The organism is Mesorhizobium sp. M0058 (assembly GCF_040323095.1).
GTDB lineage: Bacteria > Pseudomonadota > Alphaproteobacteria > Rhizobiales > Rhizobiaceae > Mesorhizobium.
Genome location: NZ_JAMYUQ010000020.1, coordinates 35,491 through 52,401 on the forward strand (window position 1 = coordinate 35,491; position 16,911 = coordinate 52,401).

18 protein-coding genes and 2 pseudogenes are annotated in these 16,911 nt (G+C 60.8%); 3 read left to right on the forward strand and 17 right to left on the reverse strand.

What is annotated here, in order from left to right:
- Window position 1 precedes the first annotated feature (1 nt).
- The 10 genes and pseudogenes from NKJ75_RS27965 to NKJ75_RS28010 all read right to left on the reverse strand — a co-directional run bounded on the left by NKJ75_RS27965 (window position 2) and on the right by NKJ75_RS28010 (window position 7,632).
- A complete protein-coding gene (locus tag NKJ75_RS27965) occupies window positions 2-928 on the reverse strand; it encodes a histone deacetylase family protein (protein ID WP_352500433.1) in 927 nt (308 codons plus the stop codon).
- 71 nt (window positions 929-999) lie between these two features.
- Window positions 1,000-1,314 (reverse strand): annotated as a pseudogene (locus NKJ75_RS27970) (hypothetical protein); the annotation flags it as partial.
- Window positions 1,315-1,892: 578 nt separating this feature from the next.
- Window positions 1,893-2,876, reverse strand: a complete 984-nt coding sequence (locus NKJ75_RS27975) for a hypothetical protein (protein ID WP_352500434.1) — start codon at window positions 2,874-2,876, stop codon at window positions 1,893-1,895.
- A gap of 142 nt (window positions 2,877-3,018) precedes the next feature.
- Window positions 3,019-3,162 (reverse strand): annotated as a pseudogene (locus NKJ75_RS27980) (IS1 family transposase); the annotation flags it as partial.
- A 45-nt stretch (window positions 3,163-3,207) separates the two neighbouring features.
- Entirely contained in the window at window positions 3,208-4,275 is a 1,068-nt protein-coding gene (locus NKJ75_RS27985; protein ID WP_352500436.1) for an ImmA/IrrE family metallo-endopeptidase, read from the reverse strand.
- 4 nt (window positions 4,276-4,279) lie between these two features.
- Window positions 4,280-4,879, reverse strand: a complete 600-nt coding sequence (locus tag NKJ75_RS27990; protein ID WP_352500437.1) for a hypothetical protein — start codon at window positions 4,877-4,879, stop codon at window positions 4,280-4,282.
- Window positions 4,880-4,951: 72 nt separating this feature from the next.
- Window positions 4,952-5,191, reverse strand: a complete 240-nt coding sequence (locus NKJ75_RS27995; protein WP_352500438.1) for an RNA-binding protein — start codon at window positions 5,189-5,191, stop codon at window positions 4,952-4,954.
- Entirely contained in the window at window positions 5,191-6,270 is a 1,080-nt protein-coding gene (gene darG / locus NKJ75_RS28000) for a type II toxin-antitoxin system antitoxin DNA ADP-ribosyl glycohydrolase DarG (RefSeq protein ID WP_352500439.1), read from the reverse strand. Before darG ends, NKJ75_RS27995 begins: the two co-directional genes overlap by 1 nt.
- The gene (gene darT, locus NKJ75_RS28005) at window positions 6,270-6,902 is read right to left on the reverse strand and encodes a type II toxin-antitoxin system toxin DNA ADP-ribosyl transferase DarT (RefSeq protein WP_352500440.1); all 633 of its coding nucleotides are present in this window, start codon (window positions 6,900-6,902) and stop codon (window positions 6,270-6,272) included. The genes darG and darT overlap by 1 nt, the downstream gene beginning before the upstream one ends.
- Before the next feature lie 121 nt (window positions 6,903-7,023).
- Window positions 7,024-7,632 carry a TetR/AcrR family transcriptional regulator gene (locus NKJ75_RS28010; RefSeq protein WP_352500441.1) on the reverse strand — a complete coding sequence of 203 codons (609 nt, stop codon included), beginning with the start codon at window positions 7,630-7,632 and terminating at the stop codon, window positions 7,024-7,026.
- Between the two features lie 118 nt (window positions 7,633-7,750).
- Here NKJ75_RS28010 and NKJ75_RS28015 point away from each other — a divergent pair, with 118 nt between their 5' ends.
- Window positions 7,751-8,974, forward strand: coding sequence for an MFS transporter (locus NKJ75_RS28015; RefSeq protein WP_352500442.1), 1,224 nt, complete (start codon window positions 7,751-7,753; stop codon window positions 8,972-8,974).
- A gap of 329 nt (window positions 8,975-9,303) precedes the next feature.
- Here NKJ75_RS28015 and ribB read toward each other — a convergent pair whose 3' ends face one another.
- A complete protein-coding gene (gene ribB / locus NKJ75_RS28020; protein ID WP_023668438.1) occupies window positions 9,304-10,404 on the reverse strand; it encodes a 3,4-dihydroxy-2-butanone-4-phosphate synthase in 1,101 nt (366 codons plus the stop codon).
- A 74-nt stretch (window positions 10,405-10,478) separates the two neighbouring features.
- Complete coding sequence (gene aroC, locus NKJ75_RS28025) at window positions 10,479-11,594, reverse strand: chorismate synthase (RefSeq protein WP_352500443.1); 1,116 nt, start codon at window positions 11,592-11,594, stop codon at window positions 10,479-10,481.
- Between the two features lie 184 nt (window positions 11,595-11,778).
- Here aroC and NKJ75_RS28030 point away from each other — a divergent pair, with 184 nt between their 5' ends.
- Window positions 11,779-12,033, forward strand: a complete 255-nt coding sequence (locus NKJ75_RS28030; protein ID WP_023685405.1) for a DUF1344 domain-containing protein — start codon at window positions 11,779-11,781, stop codon at window positions 12,031-12,033.
- Window positions 12,034-12,115: 82 nt separating this feature from the next.
- On the opposite strand, the gene NKJ75_RS28035 is transcribed toward NKJ75_RS28030, so the two are convergent.
- The 3 genes from NKJ75_RS28035 to mddA form a co-directional block, all read right to left on the reverse strand.
- On the reverse strand, window positions 12,116-12,703 hold the full coding sequence (locus NKJ75_RS28035; RefSeq protein ID WP_023668442.1) for a histidine phosphatase family protein: 588 nt from the start codon (window positions 12,701-12,703) through the stop codon (window positions 12,116-12,118).
- Window positions 12,704-12,749: 46 nt separating this feature from the next.
- The gene (gene fabI, locus NKJ75_RS28040) at window positions 12,750-13,571 is read right to left on the reverse strand and encodes an enoyl-ACP reductase FabI (RefSeq protein ID WP_023692087.1); all 822 of its coding nucleotides are present in this window, start codon (window positions 13,569-13,571) and stop codon (window positions 12,750-12,752) included.
- 224 nt (window positions 13,572-13,795) lie between these two features.
- The gene (gene mddA, locus NKJ75_RS28045; protein WP_023834474.1) at window positions 13,796-14,530 is read right to left on the reverse strand and encodes a methanethiol S-methyltransferase; all 735 of its coding nucleotides are present in this window, start codon (window positions 14,528-14,530) and stop codon (window positions 13,796-13,798) included.
- Between the two features lie 186 nt (window positions 14,531-14,716).
- Between mddA and NKJ75_RS28050 the strand changes: the two genes are divergently transcribed.
- Window positions 14,717-15,352: a TetR/AcrR family transcriptional regulator gene (locus NKJ75_RS28050; protein WP_023692089.1), complete on the forward strand. Its 636-nt coding sequence runs from the start codon at window positions 14,717-14,719 to the stop codon at window positions 15,350-15,352.
- Window positions 15,353-15,371: 19 nt separating this feature from the next.
- Here the strand turns inward: NKJ75_RS28050 and NKJ75_RS28055 are convergent, their stop codons facing one another.
- Together NKJ75_RS28055 and NKJ75_RS28060 are read right to left on the reverse strand one after the other, a co-directional pair.
- Window positions 15,372-16,301 carry a DnaJ C-terminal domain-containing protein gene (locus NKJ75_RS28055; protein WP_023687130.1) on the reverse strand — a complete coding sequence of 310 codons (930 nt, stop codon included), beginning with the start codon at window positions 16,299-16,301 and terminating at the stop codon, window positions 15,372-15,374.
- A gap of 125 nt (window positions 16,302-16,426) precedes the next feature.
- Window positions 16,427-16,888, reverse strand: coding sequence for an RT0821/Lpp0805 family surface protein (locus NKJ75_RS28060; protein ID WP_023698503.1), 462 nt, complete (start codon window positions 16,886-16,888; stop codon window positions 16,427-16,429).
- Window positions 16,889-16,911: the final 23 nt, after the last annotated feature.

Below are 16,911 nucleotides of genomic sequence, written 5' to 3' on the forward strand. Positions count from 1 at the left end.
TTTACCCCTTCATCAGCCGCCCGACATGGGCGGCGACCGAAAATGCCAGTCCCTGCAGATCGTAGCCGCCCTCAAGCAGGCTGACGAGCCGGTTGCCGCTGTGGCGCCCGGCGCGTTCCAGCAACTGGCCTGTCGCCCAGTCGAAATCGTCCTCGCTGAGGTTGATCTCGGCCAGCGGGTCGCGATGGTGAGCGTCGAAGCCTGCGGAAATGATGATCAGATCGGGCGCGAAATTGTCGAGCGCCGGCAGGACGCGCGACAGCAAGGCATCGCGAAACATGTCCGAGCCGGTCTGCGGCGCCAGCGGCGCGTTGACGATGTTGCCGGCGCCGGTTTCGCTCTTGGCGCCGGTGCCGGGATAGAGCGGCATCTGGTGCGTCGAACAATAGAGCACCGAGGGATCGTCCCAGAAGATGTCCTGCGTGCCGTTGCCGTGATGCACGTCCCAGTCGACGATGGCGACGCGCTCGGCGCCGTGTTTCTTTTGCGCATAACGCGCGGCAATCGCCGCGGTGTTGAACAGGCAAAAGCCCATCGCCGTGGTCTTTTCGGCATGATGGCCTGGCGGACGTGCGGCGACGAAGGCATTGGCGACGCGGCCCTCGAACACGTCGTCGACGGCGGCGTTGGCCGCACCGATGGCGGTGACCACCGCCTGCCAGCTTTTCGGGCTGGCGCTGGTGTCGGCGTCGATCGAGGCGATGCCGCTCTCAGGGATCGCGGCGCGGACGCGGGCGACGAAATCCTCGGGGTGGGCGTAGAGAATGGTGGCCTCGTCGCCTTGCGGCGCCGTGACCCGATCGAGTGCGGTGAAGGCCTCGTCGTCGAGCACGCGCTCGATAGCGCGCAAGCGGTCCGGCCGCTCCGGATGACCGGGGGGCGTCAGATGTTCGAGGAAGATCGGATGGGTGTAGAGCCTGGTGACCATGACCCGATATAGGCGCGCCCGGCCGCTTTGACCATGGTTTGACGCCGCACCGCCCCGACGTTCAACAGGGATTACACCCCGGGCGCCGACTGCGTCCAGCGCGAGCCGCCGAAGGAAGCCACCGCCTTGTCCCTGAGTTCCCTGAACTTGGACGACCCCTTGGCCAGCCGCTGGTCCCATTCGGCGTTCGGCACCTGGCGTTCGATGGTCTTGAAATAGACCTGCATCAGGCAGGCTATGGCGAAGGGTTCGATGAAGGCCGCCTTGAAGGCCCAGGCAAGGAGGATGGCGAGCACGAAGGCCCAGCCGCCGAGTTGGCCCGGAATGAACCACATGATGGCTGCGGCCGGCGCCAGCATCAGCAGGAAGATGACGAAGGACACGCCTGTTTTGCCAGTAGGAGGAGGCTGCGCGCCTTGCGGCGGACCGAGCAAAGAGCAAGGCCCGCCAGCGGGGAGCGCATAGGCTGCTTAGGTACTCTTGGCTGGCTGCTTCTGGTCGGACAGTATCAGAGACTTTGTGTACAGTACAAGAATTTGCTTTTCAAGAGTAATGGCGTGTCCAAGTACCTTCTCAGCTGCCGGCTTAATGGCATCGAATGACTTATCGGCAGTCGCCATATCTGTAAACTCTCCGATAAGGGTCGTGTTGGGTAGCCTATACCAATTACCATCCGAGATCAGCTGCCACACGGACCACCCAAGTTTAATTGCCGCATCGCGAAACGGCACATATGGACTCGGCGTTGCATTCTTCAGATCGTATGTCACTAGAAATTTTGGCAAATTACCCTCCCACCTAAAGTAGAAGTAAAGTAGATCACACTCAATTACTGCTGGCAAGAAGACGGGCAACGCTCAAAAGGCACCCAATAAGGCTGCCGCACCCGAGAATGAGACCGCTTCAAAATTTTTGAGACAGAGGGCCGGGCTTGGTCGTTTGGATCGCGAGCGACCACTGCTAATCAGCGTGCCGCGCCCGCGGCGCCCCAACGCGAGCCGCCGAAGGAGGCCAGCGCCTTATCCCTGAGTTCCCTGAACTTGGACGACGCCTCGGCCAGCCGCTGGTCCCATTCGGCGTTCGGCACCTGGCCTTCGATGGTCTTGAAATAAACCTGCATAAGGCAGGCGATGGCGAAGGGTTCGATGAAGGCCGCCTTGAAGGCCCAGGCAAGGAGGATGGCGAGCACGAAGGCCCAGCCGCCGAGCTGCCCCGGTATGAACCACATGATGGCGGCGGCCGGCGCCAGCATCAGCAGGAAGATGACGAAGGACACGCCCCACATGATGACCGCCAGCCAGATGGCATTTTTGACCATGGTCTTGCCGTTCTGGGCGTAGAGCACGACGCCTTGCCGGGCTGTCTCGAAGGGCGATGATGAATTGATGCGGATGTTGTAGCCGAGGATGATCTCGTCGACATAGGTCAGCGACAGGCGGATCACCGTATTGATGAAAGCGACCAGGCCGCCGAGACCCGGAATGGGCAGGAAAGTGGCGATGCCGCCGATCAGGCCGGTGATGGCGCGGATGGCGCCCTTGACCAGCTGGTCGAGCACGAAAAGGATGTTGGCCTCGGCAAAACGCTCCTTCACCACATCCTTGGCGTAGGCGATCTGGTTCTGGCCATTGGGAACCTCGCGGCCGTCGATCAGATGGACCATGACGGCGATATGGCCGGCCTTGACGACATAGAGGATGTATTCGCGGATCCAGTAAAGCGCAATCGAAACGACGCCGATGCCGACGATGCCGCCCCAGAGCGCAAAGGAAAGCGGCCCATCGGGATCGGTGGAGATATGGCCAACGCCATAGCCGACGGAGGCGCCGCTGCCGGTCGCCACGATGTAGGCGAGCGTGATGCCGAAATAGACGATCATGCGAAGGACGATGAACGGCCATGTCCTGATCATGATGGACACCGCCCTGCCGATTTCGAAATCCCACATGCGTCCGACTCTTCCCCTCAGAGATGGAGGCGGAGGATGACCCTGGGCCGGGAATTGTCAATCTCGGCAAATGCCGAGTGGTGTCTCAGTTTGAAATTTAGGCGGCTGACTTTTTGTAGGGACCGCGCCTACCAGGCAGGTCGGCGCAGAACTTGCCGGCATCGACAAGCAGCTTCGAGACTGTGTTGATCGACACGTCGGCAACGCGCGAGATCGAGCGCATCGAAGAACCCTCGCAAAGCATGGTGAGGATTTGGACCCGGGTCTTGAGGGGCAGCCTGTTCATGCCCCTAATGCGTGAACTTTTATGCTTAGTGTCAAGCATAAAAGTTCAACTAACGATGCGGAATCGCGGTGTGGTTACGAGGCCGAAAAAGTCTTGGAATGTTTCGGTGGGGAGGCCGGTTAGGGTGGAAAGGTCGTCAAGAGTGTAATTCAGGTGCCCCATATGTGCGCGAACCAATTGGTAGATCAATTTCGGGCTTTCGCGCGCTTCGATCTCGACTGGTTCCTTAGTTCGCCAGCCACGCTTGGACATATTGATCATGTAGTATCGGTGAGCGCTTTCGCTCAGTCGGCCAATATCCCGCGCCTTCAACATGAGGGCAGCCATCGAGGTCTTCCAATATTTTTTGAGCGCCATAAATTTCTCAAGAGAGAGGCTGTAGAAGTCCTTGGCGATATCGGCTGTCGGCATCAAAAATTCACCGGCAAATAGATTAGCCTGCCTCTCCATTTCCGGATTTGGGATTTTATGCATCACCAGATGCCCAAGTTCATGAGCCAGGGAATACCGCAGCCTATCCTTTGGCTGCCGCGTGTTTATGAACACTACAGGGGGCATTCCTTCCGAAGCACTTTGACAGAAGCCGTCACAGAGTTCCGTCCCGAAGTCGAAGGGGACGACGACGATGCCGGCACTCTCCATAAGTGCTGTTACGTCTTCGACCGGGCCGCGCGGCATCGACCACGCCTGACGCACGGCGCGGGCTATCTCGTCAACTCTGCCGCCGACTTCATCGGGGTCGACATATGGAGGAGTTGCCCTGCTTGGAGCCAGTTCAACAGAGCGTAGAAAAATGGAAGTGGTGATGCGATAAATCTCGGCCTTGGCGTAGATTTTCGCCCAATCGCCCTTGGTGAGCTTCTGCCGCTTTCGATGATAGGTGGCAGGCTCCGCCCGCCTTAGATGAGGATGGAAAAAAAACTCGCGCTTGTAGCCGAGCGCTTGCGCCAGTGCGTCGATGTCCTCGTCGGTCGGCTGGATCAGACCGTTCTCGATCTTCGACAACTTTCCTTGCGACATGGGTTCAGCCAAGCGATCAATCAAATCGCCTTGCGTGAATCCCCTCGATTCTCGCGCCAGGGCGAGCATCTCTGCGTTAAAAGTCCTGCGCATTGCACTACTCGGAAGTGTCGGGCTTCTTTTCCTGCGGGATACGCACCAAGTCTGTTCCGAGATCGTCCGAAGGCGGAGGCGTTCCGGCAATCTCGCCGGCCAAGGATGCCGCTGGCGGCTCCAATTCGATACGCCAATGATAGCCATCTTCCTTGGGGCAGATCAGATAGACAAACGGCTCCTTCGGATCCACCGCATTCGGAACGTAGCTAAGGTAAAGATTGGTGCGCCCAGGCATTTCGCTGGACGCAAAAATCTCAGCTTGCCGGTTGTGCTGGAACTCAAAGGAAGTCTGATTGCGGTTCAACGCGACCATGCCGGCTCCGTTGGCCATTTTGGCAAGGAGCCGGTATTCGCCACAAATATCGAAGTAGGTGGTTTGATTGCGGTCTCTTATCGACACGTCCGGATCGACCATGAGGTCGGCCCGGAGATTGTCAACGATGTGATCTCGGGCGATGCGCCGCCGAGTGTTCTTGCTATGGATATGGCCAGTCGCGGGATATTCGTCAAAAACTGAACGAACACCAGCCGCGGCGGCGCTATACAATACGGGCAAAAAACGTTCGAGCTTCGCTCGGCTATATGCTTCGTCACGCGGCATGTCTTGTCCAATCGATTCGACAGGGATTAGCATACGCCAATCCTATCAAAACGGAAGCAAAATATTCCGATCTTATTTCGTCGTGTTTTTCCAACGGCTTGCAGCCGCCTTCCGAGCGATCTCGACGCGGCGCTCTGGCGTCATGTTGGCGGCGCGCTTCTTACCACCCTTCGAACCAAGCTCTTTGGCGGCGGCGTTCTTGCCGTCGTCCTGCACGGCGTCGGCTTCCTCGCCCGTGGCAATGCCCATGACGCCGACGGCGTTGCCGATCACATCGGCGGGGCGCTTCTGGCCTTTAGATCCCGTAGGCATTAGCTGGCCTGCACCAAAGAGTTTTCCTTCAAAGCTTCCAAGGCTATCTTGATGATACGATCATCAAACAGCCGCAACTTGCGCTCAGCCGCCCCTTCGCCACCGGGCCACTTGGGGAGGGCAGCCCTGATCTCGTCTGCTTGGGGGGCAACCTTTTCGTGGCGCACCAACCAATCGACGGTCGCAAGCAACTCCATGCCTAGGGGAGACTCGAAGCCGTCGATAAGCTTGCTTGTGGCCTCCAAAGCTGATCGATATGGCTTTGCTTCAGCGGTAGAAAAGTAGGCAGAGACGTGTTCCTTACGCTCATCATCAAAATGAATCGGCTCAAAGGGCCCGGCATCACCAAGTCGCTTATCGCAATGTAAATAGCTCCCATCCAGAGCATTCAGCATGTGCTTCATCTTGTCCGAATACGGGCCATATTTATTGGCTCCGAATTCGAATTTCATCGCATCCAAGCCCTCTCGGTTCGCGAATCTCTCCACGAAATAGCCAAGTTTCTGAACTTCGAGCAACGAGCACTGGATTCCAAGAATACAATATCTCCTAACAAGTTCAGCTATCAACGCTCGCGCTGGAGTCAACCTATCTACGCCAGTACGCTTAGCCACGTTCTGGTATTGGTGAGTCGGCTCATAAACAACTACTTCGACATTTTTTAGCGACTCAAGCTTAGAAAGGATTAGTTCGCGAACTTCAGGCCACTCTAAGCCGCCATTTCCAGCACCCAAAGGTGGAACAGCTATCGATTTGATGTTGTTACGTTCCACGACGGCTTTAAGATCGTCCAAGCCCTTTGCTATCCATTCAATCTTCGATGGATATCGCCAGTGCGCCTTAGTGGGAAAGTTGATTATCCATTTCGGGCCATAGAGATCGTTCCGCTCTGTGACGAACATCTCGCCAAGCCGCACGCGCTTATCCTCACAAGCAGCTTCGTAAAGCTTGAAGTTTTCAGGAAATGCCTCTTTGAACATCAAGGCGACGCCCTTCCCCATCACGCCGACGGTGTTGACGGTGTTCACCAGAGCTTCTGTGTCAGCTTCGAGTAGGTTGCCACGGACAAACTTGACCATCAGAGGAACCATCTCCTTTCTGCCAAGACCTTCACCTTGGCGCCTTCTTTCGCGGCGGCAGCCTCGATCTCGGCTTTCACTTCTTCGTCATAACAAACGATGCCAAGCAGGGCAGCGAGCGGAACGTGCTTATATACAAGCGCTTCAGCCTGATATTTCTCGAACTTGTCAATGTCATCTTTCGTGAAATCGCGCGCTTGCAGGGTCAGCCAGATAATCCAATTCAGATCGGCCAAATCGTCCGAGAACTGCGCCAACTTCAGATAGGCATGCCGGTCGGTAAACACAAACGGAACTTCCAGCTTGGCAAGGTGATGCAGCGAAGATACGAGGATCACGATATCTCGCATCGAGCGCTGCTTGATGCCGTTGTAGCCCGTCTTGATGTTATAGAGCATCGGGCTATAGGGCGTGAAATAGAACGGAACGTAGTCGCTCAAAGTGCCGCCCGGATCGATTGGGACCACCTTGTCAGTGCGCTTCTGGATCAGCTCAGGATTCCCGATCTCGATATATTTCTTACCTTCCATGGTTGCGCGGCAGTGGCAACCATCAGCCAGCACTGGCCCGATATTGTCCCTGTGGACAATACGGAAAATGAGCGCTTTCTCGGGGTTGAGGTCTTTGGACATGATTCGAGCGTATGCTGCCACATGCTTAGCGGCAAGCACAGCCCGGAATGGTCGCCGTGGCTACACTGCTGACAAGATTTCAAACTGAGACACTACCAAATGCCGGGTGGCCGTTGAGACTTCAGACCGGCTGCGGACCCTGCTTCTTGAGCAGCCCTTCGAGCAGTTGCTGGAAGGCCGCCACCACGGTCTTCGACGTCGCTTCGGGGTCGTTCGAATTGGCGATCCGCTGTGCTGCCTGGCTGCTGGCGCCGTTGATCAGCCGTGCGGCGGTTTCCGGGTCGACGCCGGAGACGACCACCTCCTCCTGCTGCAGCCTGGTCAGATGATCGGTCATTGAGCCGACGCAGGCATTGGCGTTCGGCCATTGCGCTGGATCGCCGAGCACGGCCGGACCGTCGCGAAACATGATGCGCTGGATTTCCGGCTCCAGCGCCATCTCGATATAGGTCGTGCATTCGTCGACAAAACGCTGCCAACGGCTTGGCGCCCGCGACGCAATCTCATGGATGCGGACGGCCATCTCGCCATCGATTTCGGCGATGACGGCCTGCAGCAGGCCCTTCTTGTCGCCGAAATGATGATAGAGCGCGCCGCGCGTCAGCCCGGCCGAGGCGGTGAAGTCGTCCATCGACGCGTCGGCATAGCCGATTGTGCCGAAAGCGTGGCGGGCCGCCGTGATCAGCTTGGCGCGCGTTTCGGCAATCATCTCCTTGCGGGGTCTGTGCATGGTTCTGGCCTTATTCACATACGCTTCGTATGCCAATTGACATACGCGGCGTATCGACTACCTATATTCATACGCATCGTATGTAATTGTCGAATTGGCCTTTGTCGAGGAACCAGCCATGCAAAACCCATACTCGGAAATCTTTCGTGCCCCTGGAGCCAAGGGGTTTGCCGCCGCGGGCTTCCTCGCGCGGCTGCCGATCGCCATGGCGCCGATCGGCATCGTGGCCATGCTCTCGCAGACGCGTGGCGAATACTGGCTGGCGGGAGCTGTCTCGGCGACGTTCGCGCTGAGCAACGCTTTCGTGGCGCCGAATATATCACGGCTGGTCGATCGCCTCGGCCAGACGCGGATCGTGATTCCGACCACCATCCTCACCGTGCTCGCCTTCGCGGTGCTGATTGCCGCAGCCAATCAGGACTGGCCGGTGTGGACGCTGTTTGTGTCGGCACTGGCGGCCGCCGCCATGCCCAGCATGCCGGCGATGGTGCGCGCGCGCTGGACCGAGATTTTTCGCGGCCGGCCGCAGATGAACACCGCATTCGCCTTCGAATCGGCGGCGGACGAACTCGTCTACATTGCAGGCGCATCGCTGTCGGTGGGCTTGAGTGCCGCTCTGTTCCCGGAAGCCGGTGTCCTGGTCAGCACGCTATTCCTCGCCCTTGGCTCGGCAGCCTTCATCCTGCAGCGTTCGACCGAACCACAAGTGCGGCCGGTGAATCATGTCTCGAGCGGCTCGGCAATCCGGCTCAGGCCGGTGCAGATCATCACCTTCGCCCTGATCTTCGTCGGCGCCACCTTCGCGACGACGGAAGTGAGCACGGTGGCGATCACCAAGGAACTCGGCCAGCCGGGCGCCGCCAGCCTCGTCATCGGCGTCTATGCGCTGGGATCGTTCGTGCTCGGCCTTATCGTCGGCGCGCTCAACCTGAAAGCGCCGCTGCAGCGCCAGTTGGCCCTCGCGGTCGCCCTCGTTGCGCTCGGCACGCTGCTGCCGCTCACCGCCGACACGGTGCCGCTGCTGGCGCTGACCGTTTTCATCAGCGGCGTGGCGATCTCGCCAACCTTCATCACCGCCTTCGGCCTGATCGAACGCCACGTGCCGGAAGCGATGCTGACCGAAGGCATCACCTGGGTGATGACAGGCATCGGCATCGGCATGGCGCTCGGTTCGTTTGCCGCCGGTGCGGTGGTGGATGAATTCGGCGCCCGCAACGGGTTCTGGGTCTCGGTGGCGGCCGGCGTCATCGCATTGGTGACGGTGTTGCTGGGCCAGCGCAGCCTGGCCACCCACACATGCGAGCTGGACGGATGCGACGCGGCCGCCGTTCCCGCGGAGTGAGGATATGGCCTGACGTTGGCTTTGGAGACGATCGCAAACGTTCGGAATTAGGTGAGGCCTCTGGTGTCGTCATCCACGCGCGAGCGGGAGCGAAGCGGCCGCGCAGACCCGAGGACCCATTCCGTTACCTTGACCGAAGGGTGCAGCGGAGCAGACTTCTGCACCGTTGCAACGCGTCGAAGTCGCGGCATGGATCCTATGGTCTGCGCCGCGTCGCTTCGCTCCTTGCTTCGCCATAGGATGACGAACGCGTGGAGGCTTCAGCAAATCGCAGAAGCAGGCGACCTGCCCGCGCAATTTTTTCGGCAGCGTCGCTCTTGCGCGACGAACTAGATAATCTCAGTTTTCGCGATGTGAATCCCAAAGCCTTCAAGCCCGACATAGTGGCGCTCGCGCGAGGCGATCAGGTTGATCGAGGAAATGCCGAGATCCTTCAGGATCTGGGCGCCGAGGCCGATTTCTCGCCACTCGTTCTCACGGCGGCGGGCCTCTTCGTGGTCCTCACGGTCGGCACTCATCGGCCGGTTGCGCTCCTGATGGGCGACGCCGACCGAACCCTCCCGGAGATAGACGATGACGCCGCGCTTGCGTTCGCCCATCGCCTTCATAATGGCGTCGAGCCGGTGGCTGGTGCCGAACACGTCGGTCACCACATCCTCCGAATGCAGCCGCACCGGCACGTCCTCGCCGTCACGGATGTCGCCGAAAACGACCGCGACATGGTGCATGGAGTCCCAGGGCAGCGTGTAGGTGAAGACCTGTGCCTTGCCGCCGAGTGTGTCGATTTCGGAGCAGGCGACGCGTTCGACCAGCGTTTCCTTGCGCTGCCGGTAGGCGATGAGGTCGGCGACCGAGACCTGCTTGAGGCCGTGTTCCTCGGCAAAGCTCGCCACCTGCGGGCCGCGCTTGACGGTGCCGTCGTCATTGACCAACTCCGAGATCACGCCAACCGGCGGCAGGCCGGCAAGTTTGCACAAGTCAACCGCGGCTTCGGTATGGCCCGAGCGCATCAGCACGCCGCCTTCCCTAGCGATCAGCGGGAAGATGTGGCCGGGCCGGACGAAATCCGAACCGCCGACATTGCCGTTGGCCAGGTTGCGCACGGTCAGCGTGCGGTCCTCGGCCGAAATGCCGGTGGTGGTGCCATGCTTGAAATCGACGCTGACGGTAAAGGCCGTGGTGTGGGCGGAATCATTGTCGGCGACCATCGGCTGCAGATTGAGCCGCTTGGCCTCCTCGCGCGGCATCGGCGTGCAGACGATGCCGGAGGTGTGACGGATGATGAAGGCCATTTTCTCCGGGCTGCAATGCACGGCGGCAACGATCAGGTCGCCCTCGTTCTCACGCCCGTCATCGTCCATGACGACGACGATCTCGCCGCGCTCGAAGGCGCGGATGGCTTCGACGATTTTCTTCTGATCGTATGGCATTGGCTCGCTTCGCTCGCAGGGAATAGGGGTTGGGCAGTAGGAGTTAGGGAAGGAAGTACGGGCTGGCTTATTGCCTAATCCCTACTGCCTAATCCCCGGCCTGTCTGTCCCCGGTGCCGCAGATAATGGTCGGCGATGGCGCAGGCAACCATGGCTTCGCCGATCGGCACGGCGCGGATGCCGACGCAGGGGTCGTGGCGGCCCTTGGTCATGACGTCGACGTCGTTGCCGTCCTTGTCGATGGATTTGCGCGGCGTCAGGATCGACGAGGTCGGCTTGACGGCGAAGCGGGCGACGATCGCCTGGCCGGTCGAGATGCCGCCCAGAATGCCGCCGGCATTGTTGGACAAGAAGACCGGCTTGCCGTCATTGCCGATGCGCATCTCGTCGGCATTCTGTTCGCCGGTGATGCGGGCGGCTTCGAAACCGTTGCCGATCTCGACGCCCTTGACGGCGTTGATCGACATCAGGCCGGACGCGATGTCCTGGTCGAGCTTGGCGTATATCGGCGCGCCAAGGCCGGCCGGCACGCCGTCGGCGACGATCTCGATAACCGCGCCGACCGAGGAGCCGGATTTGCGGATGCCGTCGAGATAGCTGGTGAAGACCGGAACGGAGGCCGGATCGGGGGTGAAGAACGGGTTTTCGGCGTCACCGATGAAATTCCAGTTCCAGTTGGCGCGGTCGATCGATTTCTCGCCCATAGACACCAGCGCGCCGCGCACCACCATGCCGGGCACCACCTTACGGGCGAGCGCGCCGGCGGCCACGCGCGCGGCCGTCTCGCGGGCCGAGGAGCGGCCGCCGCCGCGATGGTCGCGCAGGCCGTATTTGACGTCATAGGTGTAGTCGGCGTGGCCGGGCCGGTACTGGCGGGCGATCACGCCATAGTCCTTGGAGCGCTGGTCGACATTCTCGATCAGCATCGAGACGGGCGTGCCGGTGGTGATCATCGTCTCGCCGTCCTCGTCGAGGATGAAGCCGGATAGCACGTTCACCTCGTCCGGCTCGCGGCGCTGGGTCACAAAACGCGACTGGCCGGGACGGCGCTTGTCGAGTTCGGCCTGGATTTCGGCCCGTGTGAAGCGGATGCCGGGCGGGCAGCCGTCGACGACACAGCCGAGCGACGGGCCATGGCTTTCGCCCCAGGTGGTGACGCGGAAGAGATGGCCGAACGTGTTGTGAGACATGAATTTTAGCCCTGCCCGGCAGCGGAGCCGGATCAAGGGTGCGTTCTATTGGCGTTTTCCACAGCGGTCAAACTGTGATCCGGCGGTTTTAGTTTTGACACATTCGGTTGGTTTCTGCTCTCTTCCATCCGCCCGTTGAAAGCTCGCCGCCATCCGTGCAGGCGCAATGACAAAGAGGACGACGATGCGTACCCTGATTGGCGCTGCTGCCGCCATGTTGCTGATTTCCACCGCCGCCTATGCCGGCCAGACCGAAGGCCTGATCAAGAAGGTCGACAAGGACGCGCTGACGCTGACGCTGGAGGACGGCAAGTCCTTCAAGCTCAACGCCGAGACCGATCTCGATTCGCTAAAGCCGGGCATGGATATCGTCATTGCCTATGACGTGACGAATGGCGAGAACGTCGTCACCGATATGGAACTGCCCGACACCGAATAAGACCGACGCCGAACAGGGTCTTGCCGCTCGGCGGAGCCCTGCCCGGATAAACAGGACAGTCGTCCTGTTTATCCGCTCGAATCTAAAGCCAATCCAGGCGCCCGTCCTGCAGCCTGAGCACCCGGTCCTGCCGCACTTCCAGGTTTGCCGCTTCGTGTTCGGAAACACCCTTGACCATCCGAAACAGGGTCCGCACGACGCCACCATGCGTGACGCAGACCGTCTGGCGGTCGAGCGCGTCGAACCACGGCTTCACCCGTTCGAGCAGCATCTGGTAGCTTTCGGCGCCCTCACCCGGCGGCTGGAAATTCCATTTGTTGCGCCGTCGCGCCTTCGCCGAGCCCGGCATTCGCGCATCGAGTTCGGCATAGGTAAAGCCCTGCCAGTCGCCAAAGTGCACCTCGACCAGACGCGGGTCGATGCGGTAGGCATCGGGATCGAGCTGCATCGCCAAGCGCAGCCGCTGCATCGTCTCGCGCGTCCGCTTCATCGGGCTGGCGACAAAGTCGAAATCCTCAGGATTCTGGATCAGTTCGGCCAGCCGCCGTCCATTGCGGGTCGCCTGCTCGCGGCCGAGCGCGTTGAGATCGGTGTCGGCCTGGCCCTGCAGCCGCGACTCGGCATTCCACTGCGTCTGGCCATGGCGCACGATGTAGACGAGCGGAACCATCAGGTCTTCCGGAAATCAGGACAGGCGGGCGGAAACCGCGGCAGAACTATTCCTTGACGGTCGAAATATCCGGCGCGTCGACCGCCTTCATGCCGACGACGTGATAGCCGGAATCGACATGGTGCACCTCGCCGGTGACGCCACGCGACAGGTCCGACAGGAAATAGACGGCGGAATCGCCGACTTCTTCCTGGGTGACGGTCTGCTTCAGCGGCGAATTGTATTCGTTCCACTTGAGGATGTAGCGGAAGTCGCCGATGCCCGAAGCAGCCAAGGTCTTGATCGGCCCGGCCGAGATAGCGTTGACGCGGATCTTCTTGCCGCCGAGGTCGACGGCGAGATAGCGCACGCTGGCTTCGAGCGCGGCCTTGGCGACACCCATGACGTTGTAATGCGGCATGACCTTTTCGGCGCCGTAATAGGTCAGCGTCAGCAGCGAGCCGCCATCGGTCATCAACGCTTCGGCGCGCTTGGCGATGGTGGTGAAGGAATAGACCGAAATGTCCATGGTGCGCAGGAAATTGTCGCGCGTCGTCTCGACATAGCGTCCGGTCAGCTCGTCCTTGTCGGAAAAAGCGATGGCATGGACGAGGAAGTCGAGCTTGCCGCCCCAATGCCTGGCGACATTGGCAAACACCTCGTCGAGGCTCGCCGGATCAGTGACATCGCAATGACCGGCGACAAAGGCGCCCAATTCCGCAGCCAGCGGCTCGACGCGCTTCTTGAACGCCTCGCCCTGATAGGTCAGCGCGATCTCGGCGCCATGGTCGACGCAGGCCTTGGCGATGCCGTAGGCAATCGATCTGTTGTTGGCGACGCCCAGTATAAGCCCGCGCTTGCCGGCCATTAGGCCCTGTCCACCCGCCATGTCAGCGCTCTCCGAAAGGTTTTCTGCTTTGGAGTGCCTATCGCACAGGCAGAAAGGCGCATCAAGCACAGACGGGGCGCGCGTTCAATTCAGACACTCGGCGTGACAACGAATGGGGGATAATAACGTTGTTGTGAGATTTGGACGCCTCACTGCGGCCAGCGCGCCTTGATGGCCCAGGCCCGGCCGACCAGCCCACTAGGCAGGTGGGCACCGCATCGGCCCTATCCAGCCATTTTGCGCCAGGGAATGAGCATTCCCACCTGCTTGCGGTAGAGGCGGTACTGATCGCCAAACATCGCGACGAGATCGCGTTCCTCGAGGAAGATGCCGAGCAGGATGTAGCCGGTGCTGCCCGCCGCGAACAGAAGATGGCCCCATGTCATCGACGGCGTCGCCCAGAAGGCCAGGAGAAAGCCGACATAGAGCGGGTGCCGGACCCATTTGTAGAACAGCGGCGTCCTGAACACGGGCGGCGCCGGTTCGCTCTTGCGCAAAGCGGCGAGAACCTGGCGCAGGCCGAACAGTTCGAAATGGTTGATCAGAAAGGTGCTGGTCAACAATACCGCCCAGCCGAGCCAGAACACGCCATGGATGACGGCGACCCAGACCGGGTTCTCGACCGTCCAGACGAGACCGGGAATCGGCCGCCATTGCCAGTAGAGCAGCAGCAGGATGAGGCTGGCCAAAAGCACATAGGTGCTGCGTTCGGCCGCGTGCGGGACAATCCGTGTCCACCAGCGCTTGAAAACCGGCCGCGCCATGATGCTGTGCTGGGCGGCGAAAAGGCCGAGCAGCAGCGCATTGACGATGACGGCTTCGACCGGACTTCCAGCGACTCCGGAATCGATGGATTTCGGCACGACCATGTTGCCGACGAAACCGACCGCATAGAGAAACGAACCGAGAAAAATCAGGTATGCGGCAACGCCGTAGATAAGGGTGATTACGCCCGCCATGAGTGCCCTCCATGCAAGCATCAGGATTCGGTCGGTCGACCGAATTCAGCGTCAAAAACCATAAATTTTCTAGCGAGTCAACTTGATCGGTCGCTCGACCGAGATAGAGTGGAGGGACGTCCAGCCCCGGACAGGAGAAGCTATGATCCGCCCAGATTGCACCGCTAACAGCGGCAGCCACGCCGCATGACGGACGCTGCCGAAGCCGTTACCCCGCCGCAGAACAAGCAAAAGCGCGACACGCGCGCCGAACTGATTTCGGCCGCCGAGTTATGCCTCCATCGAGGCGGTTATGCCGATCTGTCGACGCGCCGCGTTGCCGAGATCGCCGGCGTTCCGCTCAGCCAGATCCATTACCATTTCGGCTCCAAGGAACGGCTGTTCCTGGCCCTGCTGGACCATCTGAACGAGGGCCTGCTGAAGCGCCAGGCGGAGACCTTTGCGGCACCGATGCCGCTGTGGCAACGCTGGGAGCGCGCTTGCGATTTCCTCGACGATGATCTGGCGTCCGGCTATGTCCGGATCCTGCACGAGATGATCGCGGCAAGCCTGTCGAGCCCCGAGATCGCCAAGGCGGTGCGCCGCGACCTGCGCGGCTGGTTCGAACTGCTGGACGGACTGGCGCAAGAGGCGGAGCGTCGGTTCGGCGGCCTCGGGCCATTCTCCGCCGCCGAAGTAACCAGCCTGGTCAGCGCCGCATTCCTCGGCAGCGAGACGATGATCCTGCTGGAGATCGAGAGCCCGCATGTCCCGGTGCGGCAGGCGTTGCGCCGCTTCGGCGAAACCATCCGGCGGATGGAGGAAGCGGCGCCCGGCAGCTAGCCAGCCAAGTCGAGCCGCATCAGCCTTTGCGGCTGCGCATCAGCGCTTCGAGTTCGCTGTCGCCGCCTTCCGGCAGCATGATGCGGACATGGGCGTAGAGATCGCCATGGCCGCCGGCCTTTTCCGGCAAGCCCCTGCCCTTCAGGCGCAGCACCTTATCGGAACTCGACCAGGCCGGAATGTTGACCGCCAGCCTGCCGGTCGGCGTGTCGACCGGCACCTTGGCGCCCAGCACCGCGTCGGCCAACGCTACCTCCAGATCGGCATGCAGGTCACGGCCTTCGATGCGGTAGCGCGGGTGCCTGCGGATACGGATCTTGACCAGCGCATCGCCCGGCTGTCCCGGCCCCTGCTCGCCCTGGCCCTTCAGCCGGATGGTCTGGCCATCCTCGACATAGACCGGCAGCTTGACCGCGATCTTGCGGCCGTCGGGGAACATCGCCGTCACCTTTTCGGCGGTCGCTATCTCCTCGATGGTGACGTCGAGCGTGACGTTGAGATCGGCGGCTGTCGCCTGCTGGCGGCGGTCGCCGGCGCCAGCGCCGCGCGCACCGGAAAAAGCGTCGCCAAAGATCTGGCTGAAGATGTCGCTGTTGCCGTCGAAAGGATCGCCGCCCGGGCGGCCCGAACGGAATTCGAAGCGCGAGCCGCCGGCGCCCTGCTGGCGGCGGAAGCCACCGAACGGATCGCCGCCACCGGCCGCGCCCTCGAAGCCCTGGAATTTCGGCTTGCCGTCGGCGTCGATCTCGCCGCGGTCGAAGGCCGCACGGTTCTTCTCGTCGCCGACGACCTCATAGGCCTGATTGGCGGCGGCAAAACGGTCCTTGGCCTTTGGATCATTCGGATTCTGGTCCGGATGATACTTCTTGGCGAGCTTGCGGTAGGCCGATTTTATGTCCTTGGCCGATGCGTTCTTGGCCACGCCCAGCACCTCATAGGGGTCGCGCATGCGTCCTGCCCTGGAAAATGAGTTAAATCCACGTTGGCCCTTATATGCGCTCCCATAGGAAGAAATTCCAGTGGCGCACAGGCTTATCGAGGGTTGAAATTGCAGCGCCCGCAAACCTCGAAAAATCAGAGCGGTTTGAAGTCCTGCATGTGCCAGCCGCCGGCCGCGGCGATGCACAATTGCCCCTTGAACAAAGCGACGCCGTCGAAGCTTTCGCGCGAGGCGGTAAAGCTGCGGCAGTCTTGGCCGTTGTCCTGCACTTCGGCGAGTTCGGTGATGGAGCCGCGCGAGCCGGTGTCGGCATTCGCCCAGGGCACGGCCTGGCCGCGAAGCTCCTCGATGTCGGCCGAAGACACCGCATTGCCGATCGTGGTCTGGTCGGAAGCGCTGTCGGCGTCCGTCGATGTCACCCTGGCCGGCGCGCTTGAGGTGACGATGGAACGATCGACCTCGGCCTTTTCCAGGCTGAAGCCGCCGGCGCCGCAGGCGGCAAGCGGCAGTGCGATAATCACGATCACGGCTTTCGAACTGGCCGAAGCGATAACGCTCCATTGCCCGCTGTCAAAAGCTTGCGCGATACGCGACAATCGGCAACCTCCTGAAGCTCGAT